This is a genomic window from Pseudomonas sp. BN606 (assembly GCF_029873115.1).
Classification (GTDB): domain Bacteria; phylum Pseudomonadota; class Gammaproteobacteria; order Pseudomonadales; family Pseudomonadaceae; genus Metapseudomonas.
The window spans coordinates 143,096-160,641 of the sequence record NZ_SSOF01000079.1; the positions used below are offsets into that span (position 1 = coordinate 143,096).

At 64.4% G+C, this 17,546-nt stretch carries 17 protein-coding genes; 7 read left to right on the plus strand and 10 right to left on the minus strand.

The genetic code is table 11. From position 1 onward, the window contains the following. Positions 1-246: 246 nt before the first annotated feature. On the minus strand, positions 247-1,806 hold the full coding sequence (locus E8E75_RS21865) for a sigma-54-dependent transcriptional regulator (RefSeq protein ID WP_120652283.1): 1,560 nt from the start codon (positions 1,804-1,806) through the stop codon (positions 247-249). A gap of 259 nt (positions 1,807-2,065) precedes the next feature. Between E8E75_RS21865 and phhA the strand changes: the two genes are divergently transcribed. The 3 genes from phhA (at position 2,066) to E8E75_RS21880 (ending at position 4,512) form a co-directional block, all read left to right on the plus strand. Next, positions 2,066-2,857: a phenylalanine 4-monooxygenase gene (phhA, locus tag E8E75_RS21870; protein WP_153917750.1), complete on the plus strand. Its 792-nt coding sequence runs from the start codon at positions 2,066-2,068 to the stop codon at positions 2,855-2,857. A 108-nt stretch (positions 2,858-2,965) separates the two neighbouring features. Beyond that, positions 2,966-3,322: a 4a-hydroxytetrahydrobiopterin dehydratase gene (locus tag E8E75_RS21875; protein WP_120652287.1), complete on the plus strand. Its 357-nt coding sequence runs from the start codon at positions 2,966-2,968 to the stop codon at positions 3,320-3,322. Then, entirely contained in the window at positions 3,319-4,512 is a 1,194-nt protein-coding gene (locus E8E75_RS21880; RefSeq protein ID WP_153917748.1) for an amino acid aminotransferase, read from the plus strand. The genes E8E75_RS21875 and E8E75_RS21880 overlap by 4 nt, the downstream gene beginning before the upstream one ends. Before the next feature lie 87 nt (positions 4,513-4,599). Here the strand turns inward: E8E75_RS21880 and E8E75_RS21885 are convergent, their stop codons facing one another. Beyond that, positions 4,600-5,388, minus strand: a complete 789-nt coding sequence (locus tag E8E75_RS21885) for an IclR family transcriptional regulator (RefSeq protein ID WP_120652291.1) — start codon at positions 5,386-5,388, stop codon at positions 4,600-4,602. A gap of 103 nt (positions 5,389-5,491) precedes the next feature. Here E8E75_RS21885 and hmgA point away from each other — a divergent pair, with 103 nt between their 5' ends. Then, positions 5,492-6,787, plus strand: coding sequence for a homogentisate 1,2-dioxygenase (gene hmgA, locus E8E75_RS21890; RefSeq protein ID WP_153917746.1), 1,296 nt, complete (start codon positions 5,492-5,494; stop codon positions 6,785-6,787). Position 6,788: 1 nt separating this feature from the next. Then, on the plus strand, positions 6,789-8,093 hold the full coding sequence (fahA, locus tag E8E75_RS21895; RefSeq protein WP_120652295.1) for a fumarylacetoacetase: 1,305 nt from the start codon (positions 6,789-6,791) through the stop codon (positions 8,091-8,093). Positions 8,094-8,132: 39 nt separating this feature from the next. Here the strand turns inward: fahA and E8E75_RS21900 are convergent, their stop codons facing one another. Further along, on the minus strand, positions 8,133-8,624 hold the full coding sequence (locus E8E75_RS21900) for a hypothetical protein (RefSeq protein WP_256660996.1): 492 nt from the start codon (positions 8,622-8,624) through the stop codon (positions 8,133-8,135). A gap of 231 nt (positions 8,625-8,855) precedes the next feature. Here E8E75_RS21900 and E8E75_RS21905 point away from each other — a divergent pair, with 231 nt between their 5' ends. After that, positions 8,856-9,269: an anti-virulence regulator CigR family protein gene (locus E8E75_RS21905; protein ID WP_120652297.1), complete on the plus strand. Its 414-nt coding sequence runs from the start codon at positions 8,856-8,858 to the stop codon at positions 9,267-9,269. Positions 9,270-9,497: 228 nt separating this feature from the next. Then, entirely contained in the window at positions 9,498-9,794 is a 297-nt protein-coding gene (locus E8E75_RS21910) for a hypothetical protein (RefSeq protein WP_120652298.1), read from the plus strand. Between the two features lie 174 nt (positions 9,795-9,968). Here the strand turns inward: E8E75_RS21910 and E8E75_RS21915 are convergent, their stop codons facing one another. From E8E75_RS21915 to E8E75_RS21945, 7 genes are all read right to left on the minus strand, one after another. Then, positions 9,969-10,622: a methionine ABC transporter permease gene (locus tag E8E75_RS21915; protein WP_153917742.1), complete on the minus strand. Its 654-nt coding sequence runs from the start codon at positions 10,620-10,622 to the stop codon at positions 9,969-9,971. Further along, positions 10,606-11,685 (minus strand): ATP-binding cassette domain-containing protein, encoded by a 1,080-nt coding sequence (locus E8E75_RS21920; protein WP_120652303.1) that lies wholly within the window; start codon positions 11,683-11,685, stop codon positions 10,606-10,608. Before E8E75_RS21920 ends, E8E75_RS21915 begins: the two co-directional genes overlap by 17 nt. Positions 11,686-11,941: 256 nt before the next feature. Beyond that, positions 11,942-12,739 (minus strand): MetQ/NlpA family ABC transporter substrate-binding protein, encoded by a 798-nt coding sequence (locus E8E75_RS21925; protein ID WP_153917740.1) that lies wholly within the window; start codon positions 12,737-12,739, stop codon positions 11,942-11,944. A 25-nt stretch (positions 12,740-12,764) separates the two neighbouring features. Next, positions 12,765-14,213, minus strand: a complete 1,449-nt coding sequence (locus E8E75_RS21930; protein WP_153917737.1) for an LLM class flavin-dependent oxidoreductase — start codon at positions 14,211-14,213, stop codon at positions 12,765-12,767. Continuing rightward, positions 14,213-15,421: an SfnB family sulfur acquisition oxidoreductase gene (locus E8E75_RS21935; RefSeq protein WP_153917735.1), complete on the minus strand. Its 1,209-nt coding sequence runs from the start codon at positions 15,419-15,421 to the stop codon at positions 14,213-14,215. Before E8E75_RS21935 ends, E8E75_RS21930 begins: the two co-directional genes overlap by 1 nt. A gap of 10 nt (positions 15,422-15,431) precedes the next feature. Then, positions 15,432-16,667 carry an SfnB family sulfur acquisition oxidoreductase gene (locus E8E75_RS21940; protein WP_120652311.1) on the minus strand — a complete coding sequence of 412 codons (1,236 nt, stop codon included), beginning with the start codon at positions 16,665-16,667 and terminating at the stop codon, positions 15,432-15,434. Positions 16,668-16,770: 103 nt separating this feature from the next. Beyond that, complete coding sequence (locus E8E75_RS21945; protein ID WP_120652312.1) at positions 16,771-17,541, minus strand: MetQ/NlpA family ABC transporter substrate-binding protein; 771 nt, start codon at positions 17,539-17,541, stop codon at positions 16,771-16,773. Positions 17,542-17,546: the final 5 nt, after the last annotated feature.

The following is a 17,546-nucleotide window of genomic DNA, read 5'->3' on the forward strand; positions in this document are numbered from 1 at the left end:
ATCCACCTTACGGGGCCAGGCCTGATCCGCAGCACCGTCGTTGGGTTTCGTTCCTCTACCCAACCTGCGACAACACCCAACCGTCGCACCTCCCAGAAATTCCGGGCAAAAAAATGGGCGACCATCTGGTCGCCCGCCCAATCATTCCGGGAGAGGAATGTCAGAAACGCTTGTGTCCGCATCACGCAAGATTCAGACAGGACCCTTTTTACGCTCCGATATCTCCCCGGACCATTCAACGATGGTCTAACTCTCTTCCTTGCCCAATCCGTGCAACTTCAGTTTGTTGGCAATGGTGGTATGGGACACCCCGAGCCGTTTGCCCAGCAGGCGGCTGCTCGGATGCTCTGCGTAGAGCCGTTCAAGCACCGCCTTCTCGAAGCGGCCAATGATCACGTCCAGCCCGCCGTCCAGGGAGAAATCACCCAACGGCTGCGGCGCGCCATAGTCCGGCAGGCGAATATGTTCGGGACGAACGGTGCCGCCGTCGCACAGGGAGACCGCCTGGAACAGCACGTTCTCCAACTGCCTCACGTTGCCCGGCCAGTGGTAGTGGCCGAGTTTGTCCAGCACCTGCGGCGCCAGTTTCGGCAGACTGCAGCCGATCTGCCGGCTGGCCGAATCGAGGAAGTGCTCCACCAGCGGCGGCAGGCCATCCAGGCACTCGCGCAGCGGAGGTATGTGCAGCGACAGCACGTTGAGGCGGTGGTAGAGGTCCTGGCGGAATTCGCCCTTGGCGCAGAGCTCGGACAGGTCCACCTGGGTGGCGCAGATCACCCGCACATCCAGATAAACCTCCTCATCGCTGCCCACCCGGCGGAAGCAGCCGTCCTGCAGGAAACGCAGGAGCTTGGCCTGAAGGCGCGGGCTCATCTCGCCGACTCCATCGAGGAACAGCGTGCCGCCGGCGGTGAGTTCCAGCAGGCCCAGCTTGCCCTCCGGCCGCGCACCCTCGAAGGCACCGGGGCCGTAACCGAACAACTCGGTCTCAGCCATGGATTCGGGCAGACCGGCGCAGTTCAGGGCCATGAACGGCGACTGCCCGCGGGGGCTGGCCAGGTGGCAGGCGCGCGCCAGCAGTTCCTTGCCGGTGCCGGTCTCGCCCTCGATCAGCAGCGGCGCATCCAGCGGAGCCATGCGCCGGGCCTCACGCACCACCGCAGCCATCACTCTCGAACTCTGGAAAATACTGTCGAAGCCACGCAGCTCGTGCTTGCGGACGTTGTAGATGCGCTCACCCACGCGGTCAGCGCGATGCAGGGTCAGCACCGCGCCGGCCAAGGCTTCGCTTTCGTCATGCTCGGACTGTAGCGGCGCAATATCGGCAAGGTAGGTGTCGCCCTTGACCTTGATGCGCAGCCCGTTGATCCGCGCCTTGTTGGCGCGTACCAGTTCCGGCAGGTCGAAATCCTCGACATAACGCGCCAGCGGGATTCCCGGCACCTCGTCCACGCGCACGCCGAGCAACTGGGCGGCCGCGCGATTGGCCGCGACGATGGAGCCGCCCATGTCGATGGACAGCACCGGGAAATCCAGCGCGCCCAGCAGCGCGTTCAGCTCCAGGTGACGTCGCTCGCTGGGCATCAGGCCCACGCGCTTGACGCCGAATACGCCGGGAATGGCTTCCAGCTTAGGTCGCAGCGATTGCAGCTGCAGGTTGATCATGTTCGGGCAGAGCAGGTAGATCGCGTTTCCCTGGTCGCCACCGACTTCGCCGCGATTGACGTTGATGCCGTAATCGACGAGCAGGTTGAGGATGTCACGCAGGATTCCCACGCGGTTCTGGCAATGGACTTTGATACGCATCAGGCACCCCTGGGTCGGGCATTTCCTTGGTTAGTCGACGAAAGAATCCGTTCTCGACCCTATTTTTCCGTCAAGAATATGTGACATATCGTCGCTCCGACAAGGCGATTCCTGGCGTTCCCGCCGCAACCGTAAAAATTTCCTTACGCTTTGACCGCACTACCTGGGGCTATGCAGGCCGCGCGCCTGCTGCGTTGCGGGCCCATCTGCGCTATCGATATGGCAACACAACAACGAAGCCCCATCCCCAGGAGGCCGAATGAAGACGACGCAGTACGTGGCCCGCGAACCCGATGCCAACGGTTTCATCCACTATCCGGAAACCGAGCATCAGGTATGGAACACCCTGATCACCCGCCAGTTGAAAGTGATCGAAGGCCGCGCATGTCAGGAATATTTCGACGGCATCGAGCAGCTCGGCCTGCCCCATGACCGCATCCCGCAACTGGGCGAGATCAACAAGGTGCTCCAGGCGACCACCGGTTGGAGGGTTGCCCGCGTCCCGGCGCTGATCCCCTTCCAGACCTTCTTCGAGCTGCTGGCCAGCCAGCAATTCCCGGTGGCCACCTTCATCCGCACGCCGGAAGAACTGGACTACCTGCAAGAGCCGGACATCTTCCACGAGATCTTTGGCCACTGCCCGCTGCTGACCAACCCCTGGTTCGCCGAATTCACCCACACCTACGGCAAGCTCGGCCTCAAGGCCACCAAGGAAGAACGCGTCTACCTCGCCCGCCTGTACTGGATGACCATCGAGTTCGGCCTGATGGACACCCCGCAGGGCCGACGCATCTATGGCGGCGGCATCCTCTCCTCACCGAAGGAGACGGTCTACGCTCTGTCGGGTGAGCCCGAGCACCAGGCTTTCGACCCGCTGGAATGCATGCGTACCCCTTACCGCATCGACATCCTGCAACCGTTGTACTTCGTGCTGCCGGATCTCAAGCGCCTGTTCGACCTGGCACACGAAGACATCATGGCGCTGGTGCACAAGGCAATGGGCATGGGCCTGCACGCACCGAAGTTCCCGCCGAAGCCGAAAGCCGCCTGATCTATTCGTAGGTTGGGCCACAAGGCCCAACATTCATCGTCTGGAAGTCCACTCGCTGGGCTTCGCTGCGCTCTGCGCCAACCTACAAACGAATGCTGGAGAACGACTATGACCGCCCTGTCCCAAGCCCATTGCGAAGCCTGCCGCGCCGATGCCCCGCTGGTGTCCGACGAAGAACTGGCCGAGCTGATCAAGCAGATCCCCGACTGGAACATCGAAGTGCGTGACGGCGTCATGCAGCTGGAGAAGGAATTCCGCTTCAAGAACTTCCGCTATGCCCTGGCCTTCACCAATGCCGTCGGCGCCATTGCCGAGGAAGAAGGTCACCACCCGGGGCTGCTGACCGAGTGGGGCAAGGTCACCGTGACCTGGTGGAGCCACGAGGCCAAGGGCCTGCACCGCAACGACTTCATCATGTCCGCCCGTACCGATCAGGTGGCGGCGAGCGCAGAGGGCCGTAAATGAGCCACTTCGCCAAGGTCGGCCGGGTGCCCGGCGATCCCATCCTCGGTCTGATGGATGCCTACCGCCTGGACCCCAACCCGGCCAAGCTCGACCTTGGCGTGGGCGTTTACAAGGACGCCCGTGGCCTGACGCCCATTCCCCATGCGGTGAAGCTCGCTGAGCAGCGCCTGGTGGATATCGAAACCACCAAGACCTACGTCGGTGGCCACGGTGACGCGGCCTTCGGTCGCCTGCTGCTGGACCTGGTGCTGGGCACCGGCAACCCGCTGGAATCCGCTGGCCGCGCCGGCGCCACCCAGACGCCGGGCGGCACTGGCGCCCTGCGCCTGGCGGCGGAGTTCATCGCCAGCAACCTGCCTGGTCGCGGCGTATGGCTGAGCGATCCAACCTGGCCGATCCACGAAACCATCTTTGCCGGTGCCGGTATCGCGGTCCGTCACTATCCCTACGTGGATGCGGCCAATCGCCTCGATGTGAGCGCCATGCTCGCGGCCCTGGAGCAAGTGCCCAAGGGCGATGTGGTGTTGCTGCACGCCTGCTGCCACAACCCCACCGGTTTCGACCTTGCCCAGGACGATTGGCGCAAGGTGCTGGAAGTGGTCAAGGCGCGTGAATTGCTGCCGCTGATCGACTTCGCCTACCAGGGCTTCGGTGATGGCCTGGAGCAGGACGCCTGGGCCGTGCGCCTGTTCGCCGAGGCGCTGCCGGAACTGCTGGTCACCAGTTCCTGCTCGAAGAACTTCGGTCTCTACCGCGAACGCACCGGTGCGCTGATCGTCTGCGCCACCGATGCAGAAAAGCTGACCGACGTACGCAGCCAGCTGGCCTTCCTCGCCCGCAACCTCTGGTCCACCCCGCCCGCCCATGGCGCCGCGGTGGTCGCCACCATCCTTGGTGACGCTGCCCTAAAGGCACAGTGGGTGACGGAACTGGAAGCCATGCGCTCGCGCGTTGCCGACCTGCGTCGCGGGCTGGTGGAAGCCCTGCAGCCTTATGGCCTCGCAGAACGCTTCGCGCACATCGGCGAGCAACGCGGCATGTTCTCCTACACCGGTCTTTCGCCTGAGCAGGTGGCACGTCTGCGTGCGGAGTTCAGCGTGTACATGGTGAGCACCGGACGGGCCAACGTCGCCGGGCTGGACTTCAGCCGCATCGCCGACCTGGCCGCAGCCATCGCCAAGGTCTGCTGAGCCAAGCGTCACAGAACGCGTAGGAGCGAGGGGGACGCCTGGTTCTTGCGAGCAAGCTCGCTCCTACAGCCGCTCCAATGAACCTCCCTACTCTGGTTGCTGGCCACCCATGCGCCGGCTGATGGCCTCTGCCGCCTGGTGCAGTCGTTCGGCGGCCGAGCCCTGGGTGTCGGCACGGAACACGCTGGCGGCGCCGACCACGGTGATCACGCCCGCCAGCTTGTTGCCAGTGGCGAACAGCGGCGCCGACAGCGCGTTGACCCCTGGCATCAGCAGACCGTGCACCGGATGCATCCCGGTGGCGCGGATCTGTGCCATCTGCTCCTGCAATTCAGCGCTGCCGGGCGCGCCCGGCTGGGACATTTCCTCGTCACGCAGGAAGGCTGTTTCACCTTCCGGCAGATAGGTGTTGAACACCATGCCGGTGGACGAGCCCAGCAATGGCAGCACCGAGCCCACCTGGGTGACCAGGGTCACCGCGCGCAAAGCCTGTTCGACGTGGACCACGGTCGGCCCCTTGTTGCCCCACACGGCGAGGAAGCAGGTTTCGTTGAGCGCATCGCGCAACTCCACCAGATGTGGCATCGAGACTTTCACCACATCCAGCCGTCCGATGGCGGCCAGCCCAACCAGCAGCGCTTCGCGGCCAAGGCCATAGTGGTTGGTGGTGGCGTCCTGCTCGGCGAAACCGCTGGCGATCAGCGCTTGCAGGTAACGATGGACCTTGCTCGCCGGCATCCCGACGTGTTCGGCCAGTTTCGACAGCGAGGTGGCCGGCGCCAGCTCCGCCAGCCCCTTGAGGATGTCGGTGCCCACTTCCGCAGCCTGCACCTTCTGCCGGCGCGGTGCGCCTGCGCTGTCGTTGTCGTTCGTCATGTCCTGGCCTTGGTCGGAGTGGAGGGCGCTGTTATAGCTTGACCCCTTTTGCCTTTCAAATTACGTTATGCGTAATCACATTACAAAAAACGTCGAGGTCGCCATGGTCTCCCCCACGCAGCTCACTTACCAATCCGGTTTCGATAACGAATTCAGCAGCGAAGCGCTGCCTGGCGCCCTGCCCGTTGGCCAGAACTCCCCGCAGAAAGTGCCCTACGGCCTTTATGCCGAACTGCTTTCCGGAACCGCCTTTACCGTTCCGCGCAGCGAAGCCCGGCGGACCTGGATGTACCGCATCAAGCCCTCGGCCAATCATCCGAAGTACCAGCGCCTGGAGCGCCAGATCGCTGGCAACCGCCTGGGTCCGGTGACGCCCAATCGCCTGCGCTGGAATCCGCAGGACATCCCCGCCGTTCCCACCGACTTCATCGACGGCCTGCTGACCATTGCAGCCACCGCCGATGCCGAACAGGCATCGGGCATCAGCGTGCACCTGTACTGCGCCAACATCTCGATGCAACGGGTGTTCTTCAATGCCGATGGCGAGCTGCTGATCGTTCCGGAACAAGGCCGACTGCGCATCGCCACCGAGCTGGGCCTGCTGGACGTGGAGCCGCTGGAAATCGCGGTAATCCCGCGTGGCATGAAGTTCCGTGTCGAACTGCTGGATGCCACCGCCCGTGGCTATATCAGCGAGAACCACGGCGCTGCGCTGCGCTTGCCGGATCTCGGCCCTATCGGCAGCAACGGCCTGGCCAACCCGCGCGACTTCCTCGCCCCGGTGGCCCACTACGAAGACAGCGACACGCCGGTCACCCTGGTGCAGAAGTTCCTCGGCGAACTCTGGGCCACCGAGCTCGACCACTCGCCCCTGGATGTGGTCGCCTGGCACGGCAACAACGTGCCCTACAAGTACGACCTGCGCCGCTTCAACACCATCGGTACCGTGAGTTACGACCATCCGGACCCATCGATTTTCACCGTGCTCACCTCGCCCAGTGACACCCACGGCCAGGCCAACATCGACTTCGTGATCTTCCCGCCGCGCTGGATGGTGGCCGAGAAGACCTTCCGTCCGCCGTGGTTCCACCGCAACCTGATGAACGAATTCATGGGCCTGATCCAGGGCGCCTACGACGCGAAAGCCGAAGGCTTCTCCCCAGGCGGTGCCTCCCTGCACAACTGCATGAGCGCCCACGGCCCGGACAACGCCACTACCACCGGTGCCATCGCCGCGGATCTGAAACCGCACAAGATCGACAACACCATGGCCTTCATGTTCGAGACCAGCCGCGTGCTGCGCCCCAGCCAGTACGCGCTGGAATGCCCGCAATTGCAGAGCGACTACGATGCATGCTGGGCCGGCATGGCCAAGACTTTCGACAAGGGCAGGATTTGATATGACCCAAGCAGACAACCGCCGTAGCTGGATCGCCTCCGCCAACGGCCACCCGGACTTCCCGCTGCAGAACCTGCCGCTCGGTATCTTCAGCCCGGCTGGCGCCTCGCCGCGCGCTGGCGTGGCCATCGGCGACGCCATCTTCGACCTCAAGGTCGCCGCTGATGCCGGCCTGTTCAGTGGTGAAGCGGCTGAAGCCGCGCTCTCCGCCAGCGGTGACAGCCTCAATGCCTTCTTCGCCCTCGGGGCCTCCGCCCGCCGCGCCCTGCGCACCCAGCTGCAAGACCTGCTGGCCGAAGGCAGCAGTGCCCGCGAGCGCCTGGAAGCCATGGGCCAGGCGTTGCTGCCGTCCGCCGCCACGTGCCAGCTGCACCTGCCGGCCAGGGTTGGCGACTACACCGACTTCTACGTGGGCATCCACCACGCCAACAACGTCGGCCGCCTGTTCCGCCCGGACAACCCGCTGCTGCCCAACTACAAGTACGTGCCCATCGGCTACCACGGCCGTGCATCCACGGTGTGCGTCTCCGGTACCCCGGTGCGCCGCCCTGTCGGCCAGACCATGCCGCCGGGCCAGGAAGTACCGAGCTTTGGCCCCAGCAAGCGCCTGGACTACGAACTGGAACTGGGCATCTGGATCGGCCAGGGCAACGAGATGGGCGAGTCCATCGCCATCGCCGATGCCCAGCAGCACATCGCCGGCTACTGCCTGCTCAACGACTGGTCTGCCCGTGACGTGCAGGCCTGGGAATACCAGCCGCTCGGCCCCTTCCTGGCGAAGAACTTCGGCACCACAGTGTCGCCGTGGGTAGTCACAGCTGAAGCCCTGGAGCCCTTCCGCACAGCCCAGCCGGGGCGGCCGGAAGGTGATCCGCAACCGTTGCCCTACCTGCTGGACGAAGCGGACCAGGCCAAGGGCGCGTTCGATATCGAGCTGGAAGTGCTGATCCTCACCGCAGCCATGCGCGAGCAGGGCCTGGCGCCTCACCGACTGGCGCTGAGCAACACCCAGAACATGTACTGGACCGTGGCGCAGATGGTCGCCCACCACAGCGTAGGCGGCTGCAAGCTGCAAGCCGGCGATCTGTTCGGCTCCGGCACGCTCTCCGGTCCGCAACCCGAGGCCTTCGGCAGCCTGCTGGAGAGCACCTTCGGCGGCAAACAGGCCATCAGCCTGCCCAACGGCGAACAGCGCACCTTCCTGGAAGACGGGGATGAAGTGATTCTGCGTGCCCGTTGCCAGCGGGAGGGCTACCCCAGTATCGGCTTCGGCGAATGCCGTGGGGTATTGCTGGCGGCACGTTGAGATGAAAAAGGGGCAACCGATTGGTTGCCCCTTTCATGTTTAGCGATGGCTCTTGCCGTCGTTCTTGCTCGAAGACGCTTCAGCCCGATCACGGCCGCGGGCGTTGTGGTCGCCCGGCGTGGTCTCGGACACGGCGCGGGCGTTGGCCAGGCCGCGGCTGTCCTTGTCGCGGGCAACAGCGGACGTTGCATAGCCATGGCCATTGTCATCGTTGCGCAGGCTGCCGTAGCGGTTGCCCTTGTCCTCGCCATTGCGGGTCGCCTTGCCTGCATGATCGGCGCTCTTGCCGTAGCCGTGGCCCTTGCCGTCGTGGCTACCGGCATGACCGCCACCAACGCCGCCACCGAAGCCGCCGCCATGGCCACCGCCATGACCGCCACCGTTACCACCACCATTGCCGCCGCCGTTCCCGCCACCATTGCCGCGGGCATAGGCGGAGTCGACCAGGGATACGCCGCTTGGCAGCACGGTACTCGCCGCAAGGACCATCGCACAGGTGGCCGCGGCCAACAGGGTCTTCTTATTGATCAATTTGGAGCCTCCACAGGCTTCTTCACGATATGTGGTGAGACTCCGGGACCATGCGCCGGTTCAACTCCGGACGACGAGTGGAGGTCCCCTTCACAGCCAGGTTTCCGGGCTTTGAACCGGTTCATGTTTCGGCCTGCTCGCAGCAGCGGAATTTCTGCAATAGTTGCGGCACTCATCCCTGCATTCGCAGTCAATCAGCAAAGGGAAAAGCCCTTCATGGAGGCCACGGAAATGACCAGAACCCGCACCCTGATCGCCACCCTTGCCAGTATCGCCCTAATCACCAGCTCACCGGCCCTGCTCGCGGACCCGGGTAAAGGCAAGGGGCACGACAAGGGCCAGTCCAGTTCCCAAGGCAACAACTGGTCCGGCGGCCCGCAGGTGGATATCGGCGGCATCCGCATCATCCTCGACGACAACCGCGACTACTGGGGCCCAACCCAAGCCTTGCCTCCGGGCATCCAGAAGAACCTGGCGCGCGGCAAGCCGCTACCTCCGGGGATCGCCAAGAAACTCGACGGCCGACTGGTGAGCCGTCTACCGCACTACGAGGGCTACGACTGGGTCCGCGCCGGCACCGACCTGATCCTGGTCGCAGTGGCCACAGGGATCATCTATGAAGTGCTGCAGGACGTGATGGATTGACCCCCACAAGCCCCTCTTCCTGAAAGGGAGAGGGGTAATTCGCCCCCCCCGGAGCGAATTCATTCGCAAAATTCCCGCTAGCTTGTTTACCCCTCTGATTAAAAAGCCCCTCACACACTATCAACAGTGTCGATGGCCCCTATCGAGAGTGATCACTTTTTAATCAATGCCCCATCCGTAAAATTGGCTCCGTACCCGGTTTCCAGCCCCGTTGAGGAGCCCACGATCATGAAAACCCAAGCCTTCGCCGTCCTGTTCATCGCCGCCCTGAGCACCAGCGCTTTCGCCCTGCCGGCCGCTTACCAGCCGGTACTGGGTGAATCGAAGGACAGCTCCAGCATCCAGATCATCGAACCGGTGGCCGAGGGGGGTTCCGACCGCACCGGCGCCAACCGCATCGCTGAAGGTGGTTCGGATCGCACCCATGGCTTCCGCGTAGCTGAAGGCGGCTCCGACCGCACCAACGCCCTGCGCGTTGCCGAAGGTGGCGCCGACCGCGTGCCTCAGGCCCAGCGCATCAGCTGATCGCACCTACCTGCGTACAAAAAGCCCGGCAAATGCCGGGCTTTTCATTTGTGGGTATCCACCATCCCTCACCCCTACCCTCTCCCAGAGGGAGAGGGAGCCGCCCGCGCCCAGGCCAATCCGGGCACTTCCCTTTGGGAGCGAGTTCATTCGCGAACAGTCGGCTGCGGCGCGCTAAGTACGCTTGTTCAGCAACCGCGCCAGGCGGTCCCCGCCGAACTGGATCATCGTCACCAGCACCACCAGCAGAATGATCACGGTCAACATGATCTGCGTATCGAAACGCTGGTAGCCGTAGCGGTAGGCCAGGTCGCCGAGACCGCCCGCGCCGATGGCACCCGCCATGGCGGATGAGTTGATCATGGTCACCAGGGTGATGGTGAAGCCACCTACGATGCCCGGCCGCGCTTCCGGCAGCAGCACATTCCAGATGATGTGGCGCCGTTGGCAACCCATCGCCTGGGCCGCCTCAACCAAGCCGAAATCCACTTCCCGCAAGCTGACTTCGGCAATGCGTGCGAAGAACGGCGTAGCGGCGATGGTCAGCGGCACCACGGCAGCCCAGACGCCATAGCTGGTGCCGACGATCAGGCGGGTGAAGGGAATCAGCGCCACCATCAGGATCAGGAACGGGATCGAACGCAGCACGTTCACCACACTGCCCAGCGCACGGTTCAGCGTGCGGGCTTCGAAGATACCGCCGGGACCTGTGGTGACCAGCACCAGGGCTAGCGGTATTCCCACCAGGAACACGACCAGCGACGAAGCACCGATCATCAGCAGGGTGTCGAGGAAGCCCTGTAGCAGCCGGTCAAGCATGGGCGACATAGCCGAGCACCTCCGCCTTGTCCGCCAGGGGCCGCGCCCGCTCCAGCAGATCCAGCCCACCCTGCCCCGCCAGCGCCGCACTGAGCAGCAGATGGCCCTGGGCGCGCCCCTGGATGCGGTCGATACCGCCGTGCACCAGGCTCACACGCGTGCCGAGGGCCTGGGCGATGGCCAGCAGGTCCGGCTCACGGCCACTGGCGCCGGTGTAGTGCAGGTCCAGCAGCAGCGCGTTCGCGCCATCACCAGGCTGGTTGACCAGCCGCGCCAGCAAGTCGTCCGGCAAATCGTGACGCAGGGTGCCCAGCAGGGTGCGAGTGACATCGTGCTGCGGGTCACCGAACACCCGCCAGACCTCGCCCTGCTCCACCACCTGGCCGCGCTCCAGCACCACCACGCGGTCACAGATCTCGCGGATCACCGCCATCTCGTGGGTGATCAGTACGATGGTCAGCCCCAGCCGCTGGTTGATATCTCGCAGCAGGGCCAGGATGGCCTGGGTGCTTTCCGGGTCCAGCGCCGAAGTGGCTTCGTCGCAAAGCAGGATCTCCGGCTGATGCACCAGGGCACGGGCGATGCCAACGCGCTGCTTCTGCCCCCCGGAGAGTTGCGCCGGATAGGCATCGCGCTTGTCCGCGAGCCCTACCAGCTCCAGCAGTTCGCTGACCTTGCGCTCGATATCGGCCTTGGGCACGCCGGCAACTTTCAGCGGCAGCGCGACGTTCTGCCAGACAGTCTTGGCCGACATCAGGTTGAAGTGCTGGAAGATCATGCCGACCCGACGGCGCAGCAGCACGAGCTGCTTCTCGTCGAACTGGCCGATGTCTTCCTGGTCGATCACCACCTGGCCGCTGGTGGGCTTTTCCAGGCGGTTGAGGGTGCGGATCAACGACGACTTGCCCGCGCCGCTGCGGCCGATGATGCCGAACACTTCACCCCGACGGATCTCCAGGTCGATGCCCTGCAACGCCTGCACCGGCCCCTTGCTGCCCTGATAGGCCTTGCCCAACCCCTGCAGGCGGATATGCGGCAGGTCCAGGCTGATGTTGAGATTGAAACTGACCATATAGGGCCTCTCGTGATGCTGCTGTCTTTCCGTAGGAGCGAATTCATTCGCGATCAGGGCTTGCCCGGTAGCGCTTCGCGCTCCATTCGCGAATGAGTTCGCCCCTACAAGGATTCATCCTCGGACTCCAGGAGCGATCCCGGTGGTGCCAGGCAAGGCGCGAGGTTCGCGAAATTCATGAGCATGGTTCATCCATGTGATTGGATTTCGCGGTTCTCGCAACGCCGCATGGCGCCTCCGGGGACGTTCCCGTGCCTCATTCCCAGCCCGGTTGGTAGAGCTTGCCGTGTGCCTTATCCAGTGCAGCGCGCACCTGGGGCGAGTGCTGGTAGATGTCCACGAACTCGCCCAGGCGGCCGTCGTCCTGGTAGTCGGCCCGGGTGACGAACTGGATGATGTATTCCTTGTTTTCGATGCCGTCGAACAGCAGCGCACTGTTGGGATCGATGGTGCCGGCAAGTCGGATGTAGTGCGGGTAGCCCTGGGCCAGGTCGACGTCATCCAGGGCTCGCACCAACTGCACGGCTTCCAGTTCGATGATGTCGATCTTCTTCGGGTTCTCGACAATGTCGTCCAGCGTCGCCTTGTAGCCCACGCCTTCCTTGAGTTTCAGCAGCCCGGCCTTCTGCAGCAGTTGCAGGCCACGACCGCCGTTGATGGGGTCGTTGGCGATGGCCACCTTGGCTCCTTCCGGCAGGTCAGCTAGGCCCGCGTACTTCTTCGAGTAGAGGCCGACGTTGTTGATCACGCCGGGCGCGAAGGTCTTGAGCTGGAAGCCGCCCTCCTTCCTGGCGTTTTCCAGGAACGGCGTGTGTTGGAAGTAGTTCACGTCGATGTCGCCCGCGGCGAGGGTGATGTTCGGCGAGTTCCAGTCGGTGAACTCCACCAGCTCCACTTTCAGGCCTTTCTTCGCGGCCTCTTCCACCGCCACTTCCAGCGGCGGGGCGAAGGCGGCGGTGGTGCCGACCTTGAGTGTCTTGGAGTCGGCGGCATGGGCGATACCGGAGGCCAGCAGCAGGCCGAGGGTGAGGGTCTTGAGGAGGTGTTTGGGCATGTCTGTAGTCCTTGGACAGTGGAATTCAGTGTGTAGGAGCGAATTCATTCGCGAAGGAAGGCGCAGCCTTTCCCTGGGAATCCGGGGTCAGCCCTAGGGACCGATTCGCGAATGAGTTCGCTCCCACAGAAAAGGCGGTGCCGCGGTGGTCAGCCGGCAGCCGGTCACCCGCACCAAACAACTTCTGGCGCAACGTGCCTTCGGCATACTCCGTCTTGTAGGCGCCGCGCGCCTGAAGCTCCGGCACAACAAGATCGATGAAGTCGGCATAGCTTTCCGGGGTGACGATGCGGGTGAGGTTGAAACCGTCGAGGCCGGTCTCGTCCACCCAACTGAGCAGTTCATCGGCCACTTGTGTGGGCGAGCCCACCAGCAGGATGTAGCGCCCACCCAAGGCGTGCTGCTCCAGCAACTGGCGGCGCGTCAGGCTGTTGTCCTTGAGCTTGCTGGCGGCCGACTCGATGGCGTTGGTCTTCACGTAGGGGATCGGCTCATCCAGCCCGAAGCGGGAGAAGTCGATGCCCGTGGAGCTGGCGAAGTGCGCCACACCCGCCTCGGCACTGGCATGGGTCAGGTACTCGGCATGCTTGGCGCGTGCCTCGGCTTCCGTCGCGGCGACTATCACGCTGATGCCCATGAACACCTTCACCGACTGCGGATCACGGCCGGCGGCCTGGGCCGCGGCGCGTACCTTGTCCACCTGGGCACGGGTGGCGGCCTTGCTGTTGCCGCTGATGAACACGCACTCGGCATGCTCACCGGCAAAACGCAGCCCGCGAGTCGAGGCACCCGCCTGGAACAGCACCGGCGTGCGTTGCGGCGAGGGTTCGCAGAGGTGATAGCCCTCGACGTTGAAAAACTCACCTTCGTGACGAACCTTGTGCACCTTGTCCGCCTGGGCGTAGATGCGCCGCTGCCGGTCATTCAGCACGGCGCCCTCTTCCCAGCTGCCTTGCCAGAGCTTGTAGAGGACCTCCAGGTACTCGTCGGCCTGGTCATAGCGGCGGTCGTGCTCCACCTGCTGCGTCAGTCCCATGGCTCGGGCGGCGCTCTCCAGGTAGCCGGTGACGATGTTCCAGCCCACCCGGCCATCCGTGAGGTGGTCCAGCGTCGACATGCGCCGGGCGAACAGGTACGGCGCGTCGTAGCTGAGGTTCGCGGTCAGGCCGAAGCCGAGGTGGCGGGTCACGCCCGCCATGGCCGAGACCAGCAGCAGCGGATCGTTGACCGGAAGCTGGATGCTTTCCTTGAGGGTCAGGTCGACGTTGCCCTGGTAGACGTCGTAGACGCCGACGATGTCCGCCAGGAACAGGCCGTCGAACAATCCTCGCTCCAGCAACTGCGCCAGTTCGGTCCAGTAGGACAGCTTGCGATAGTCGGCCGAACGGTCGCGCGGGTGTGTCCAGAGCCCGTGATTGATATGCCCTACGCAATTCATGTTGAAGGCATTGAGGAGAATCTGCTTGCGCGCCATCAGATCGTCCCCCGGCGCGGTGGCAGTTTCTCGTTGAGATAGAAGTTGCCCACCGCGTGGTACTTCCAGCGCACCGGGTCGTGCAGCGTGTGCACGCGGGCGTTGCGCCAGTGGCGGTCGAGGTTGTGTTCGGCCAGGCTGGCGCGCGTGCCGGACAGCTCGAACAACTTGCTGCCGGCAGCCAGCGACACCTCGGTAGTCAGGGCACGGGCCTCGGCCACGCCAATGGACGCAGCCGCCACGCTGTCGGCGTCAGGTTGGGTGGTGGCGGCATCCAGCAGGCGGCCGGCGCGGTCGAGGATCGCTTCGGCAGCATGCAGGCGGATCGCCAGGCGGCCGAATTCCTGGATGGTCAGCGGATCGTCGCTGGCCTTGTCCACCCCCGAGTCGATCCAAGGTCGCGAGCGGGTACGCACGAACTCCAGTGCATCCTCATAGGCAGCGCGGGCGATGCCGGCGTCGATGGCGGCGTGCAGGATCTGCGCGAAGGGGCCGACGGTGGTAGGACGCTCGAAGGCATCCTGGAAGGACACCAGGTCCTCGGTGCGCACCGGCACGTTCTCGAACACCACCGAACCACTGCCGGTAGTGCGCTGGCCGAAGCCGGACCAGTCATCGATGACCGTCAGGCCGGGCGCGTTGCGCGGCACGAAGGCGAGGTACTGGTGCCCGTCCTCGGCCACCACCAGGGTGGGCACCCGGTCGGCATAGAGGGCGCCGGTGCAATAGAACTTGCGGCCATTGATGCGGTATCCCGCGCCTTCGCGGATCAGCCGGGTATTGCGGTCATTGGCGGTGCGCGTGCCGATTTCCGCCAGAGCGTTACCGAAGCGCTGGCCTGCCAGGGCTGCGGCGAACAGGCGCCGTTGCTGCGCCTTGCTGCCATTCACGCGGAGGACTTCCAGGGCGTAGAAATGGTTCTGCGGGATCTGCCCGAGGGAGGCGTCGGCGGCGCTGATGATGGCGATGACCCGGGCCAGGGTCACCCGCGATACACCAGCGCCACCGAATTCGCGCGGTACGCTGATGCCCCAGAGGCCGGAGCGGCTGAAGGCGTCGAGTTCCTCATGGGGCAGGCGACGGTCACGGTCACGCTCGGCGGCGCCGGGCTTGAATTCGGCGGCGATGCGGCGGGCCACGTCGATGGCCTCGGCATCGTCGCGAATGATGGCGACGCTGAAGGCCGGGGCGGGTTGCGGCAATGTCATGGAGAACTCCTCAAATCCAGGAATGACGGGCCGGCCGGGCACCGTTGAGATGCCAGGCTCCGACGGCCTGGACCTTCCAGCGCACCGGGTCGTGCAGTGTGTGGACGCGGGCGTTGCGCCAATGGCGGTCGAGGTTGAACTCGGCGAGGCTGGCGCGGCTGCCGGCCAGTTCGAAGAGCTTTTCGCTGGCGAGCAGGCTGATCTCCGTCGTCAGCACCTTGGCCTCGGCCACGGCGATGGAGGCGCGGGCGGCGGCCTCGTCATCGATCGGCCCGGCGGCCACTTCGTCGAGTACCTGGCCGGCGCGTTCCAGCAGGGCGTTGGCAGCATTCAGCTCGGTCTTCAGGCGGCCGACCTCGGCGATGGTGTAGAGCTCCTCGCTGGCGCGTTCGACGCCGGCATCCACCCAGGGCCGCGAGCGTTCGCGGATGAAGGCGATGGTGTCGTCGATGGCCGCCTCGGCGATGCCGGCGTCGATGGCGGCCTGGATCAGTTGCGAAACTGCACCCTGGATGCTCGGCACTTCGGCCAGTCGGCTGTTGTGGAAAACCAGGTCGTCAGCGACGGGCGCCTGGTCCAGCAACACGGTGCCGCTGGCAGTGGTGCGCTGGCCGAATCCGGACCAGTCATCGACTATGCGCAATCCCGGCACACCGCGCTCCACGAGGCCGAGCACGCCGACGCCGTTGTCGTCGATGGCCTTGACTGCCACCCAATGGGCGAACAGCGCGCCAGTGGAATAGAACTTCTCGCCGCTGACCTTCAGGCCCTCGCCGGTACGGGTGACGCGAGCCTTGATCTCCAGGGTGTGTTTCGTATTGCGCTCGGGGCCGGCATTGGCCAGCCGGCGCCCCGCGAGGATGCCGCCGAAGACCTTGCGCTTTTGCGCTTCGCTGCCGACGTTCTCGACTACGTTGAGCAGGCCGAACTGGTTCTGCGGAATCTGCCCCAGGGCCGGGTCGGCGGCGCAGATGATGCGGAACACTTCGGCCAGGGTGACGTGGGACACCTCGGGCCCGCCGTATTGGCGTGGAATGCGAATGCCCCCCAGTCCCAGGCGGGTGAAGAGTTCCAGCTCGCGCCAGGGCAGCAGGCGGTCGCGGTCGCGTTGTGCGGCATTTTCCCTGGCCTGCCTCGCCACCTCGTGAGCGGCTTGCAGGGCCTGTGCATCGTTTTCGATCAGCGCCGCCGGGAGTAGTGACGGGGCTTCATCACGAAATGCGTTGTGGGCGGTTTCGTTTGTCATGCGGTATGGCCTTCAGCAATGGAGCGAGTCGGGTTTCCCTCACCCCAGCCCTCTCCCAAAGGGAGAGGGGGTCGTATCTGCGCCAGGGGAGGCAATGCGCGAGTCAGAACGCCGGGGCGATCTGGCCCTTGTAGCGGGTGACGATGAACTGGCGGACTTCCGGCGAGTTCAGGGCCTTGGCCAGCTTCTGCAGGCCGGGGTCCTGGAGGTTGTCCGGACGGGCGACGAGGAATTCGGCGTAGAGGTCCTTGCCCTTCTCGACGATCAGCGCGCTGTTGGTGTCGATGCCGGCTTCCAGGGCGTAGTTGGCGAAGACGAAGGCCAGGTCCACCTGGCTGACGGAACGGGCCAGCAGTGCGCCTTCCAGTTCACGGATCTTCAGCTTCTTGGGGTTTTCGGCGATGTCGCGCTGGGTGGCCAGGGTGTTGCTCGGGTCCTTGAGCTTGATCAACCCGGCCTCGTGCAGCAGCACCAGTGCGCGTCCGGTGTTCACGGGGTCGTTGGGAATGGCCACTGACGCGCCGTCCTTCAGCTCGTCGAGTTTCTTGATCCTGGTGGAGTACGCGCCGAAGGGTTCGATGTGAATGCCCACCACCGGTACCAGGTTGGTGTGACGGCTCTTGTTGAACTCATCGAGGAAGGGTCGGTACTGGTAATAGTTGGCGTCGAGATTCTTCTCGGCCAATTGCACGTTGGGCTGGATGAAGTCGGTGAAGACCTTGATGTCCAGGTCCACGCCTTCCTTGGCCAGGGTGGGTTTGATGAACTCGAGGATTTCCGCGTGGGGGACCGGGGTGGCGCCGACCACCAGCTTCTCGCCGGCTTGGGCAGAGAAGGCGACGACGGCGGCGAGAATGGCGATAGCCTTTTTCATTGCAA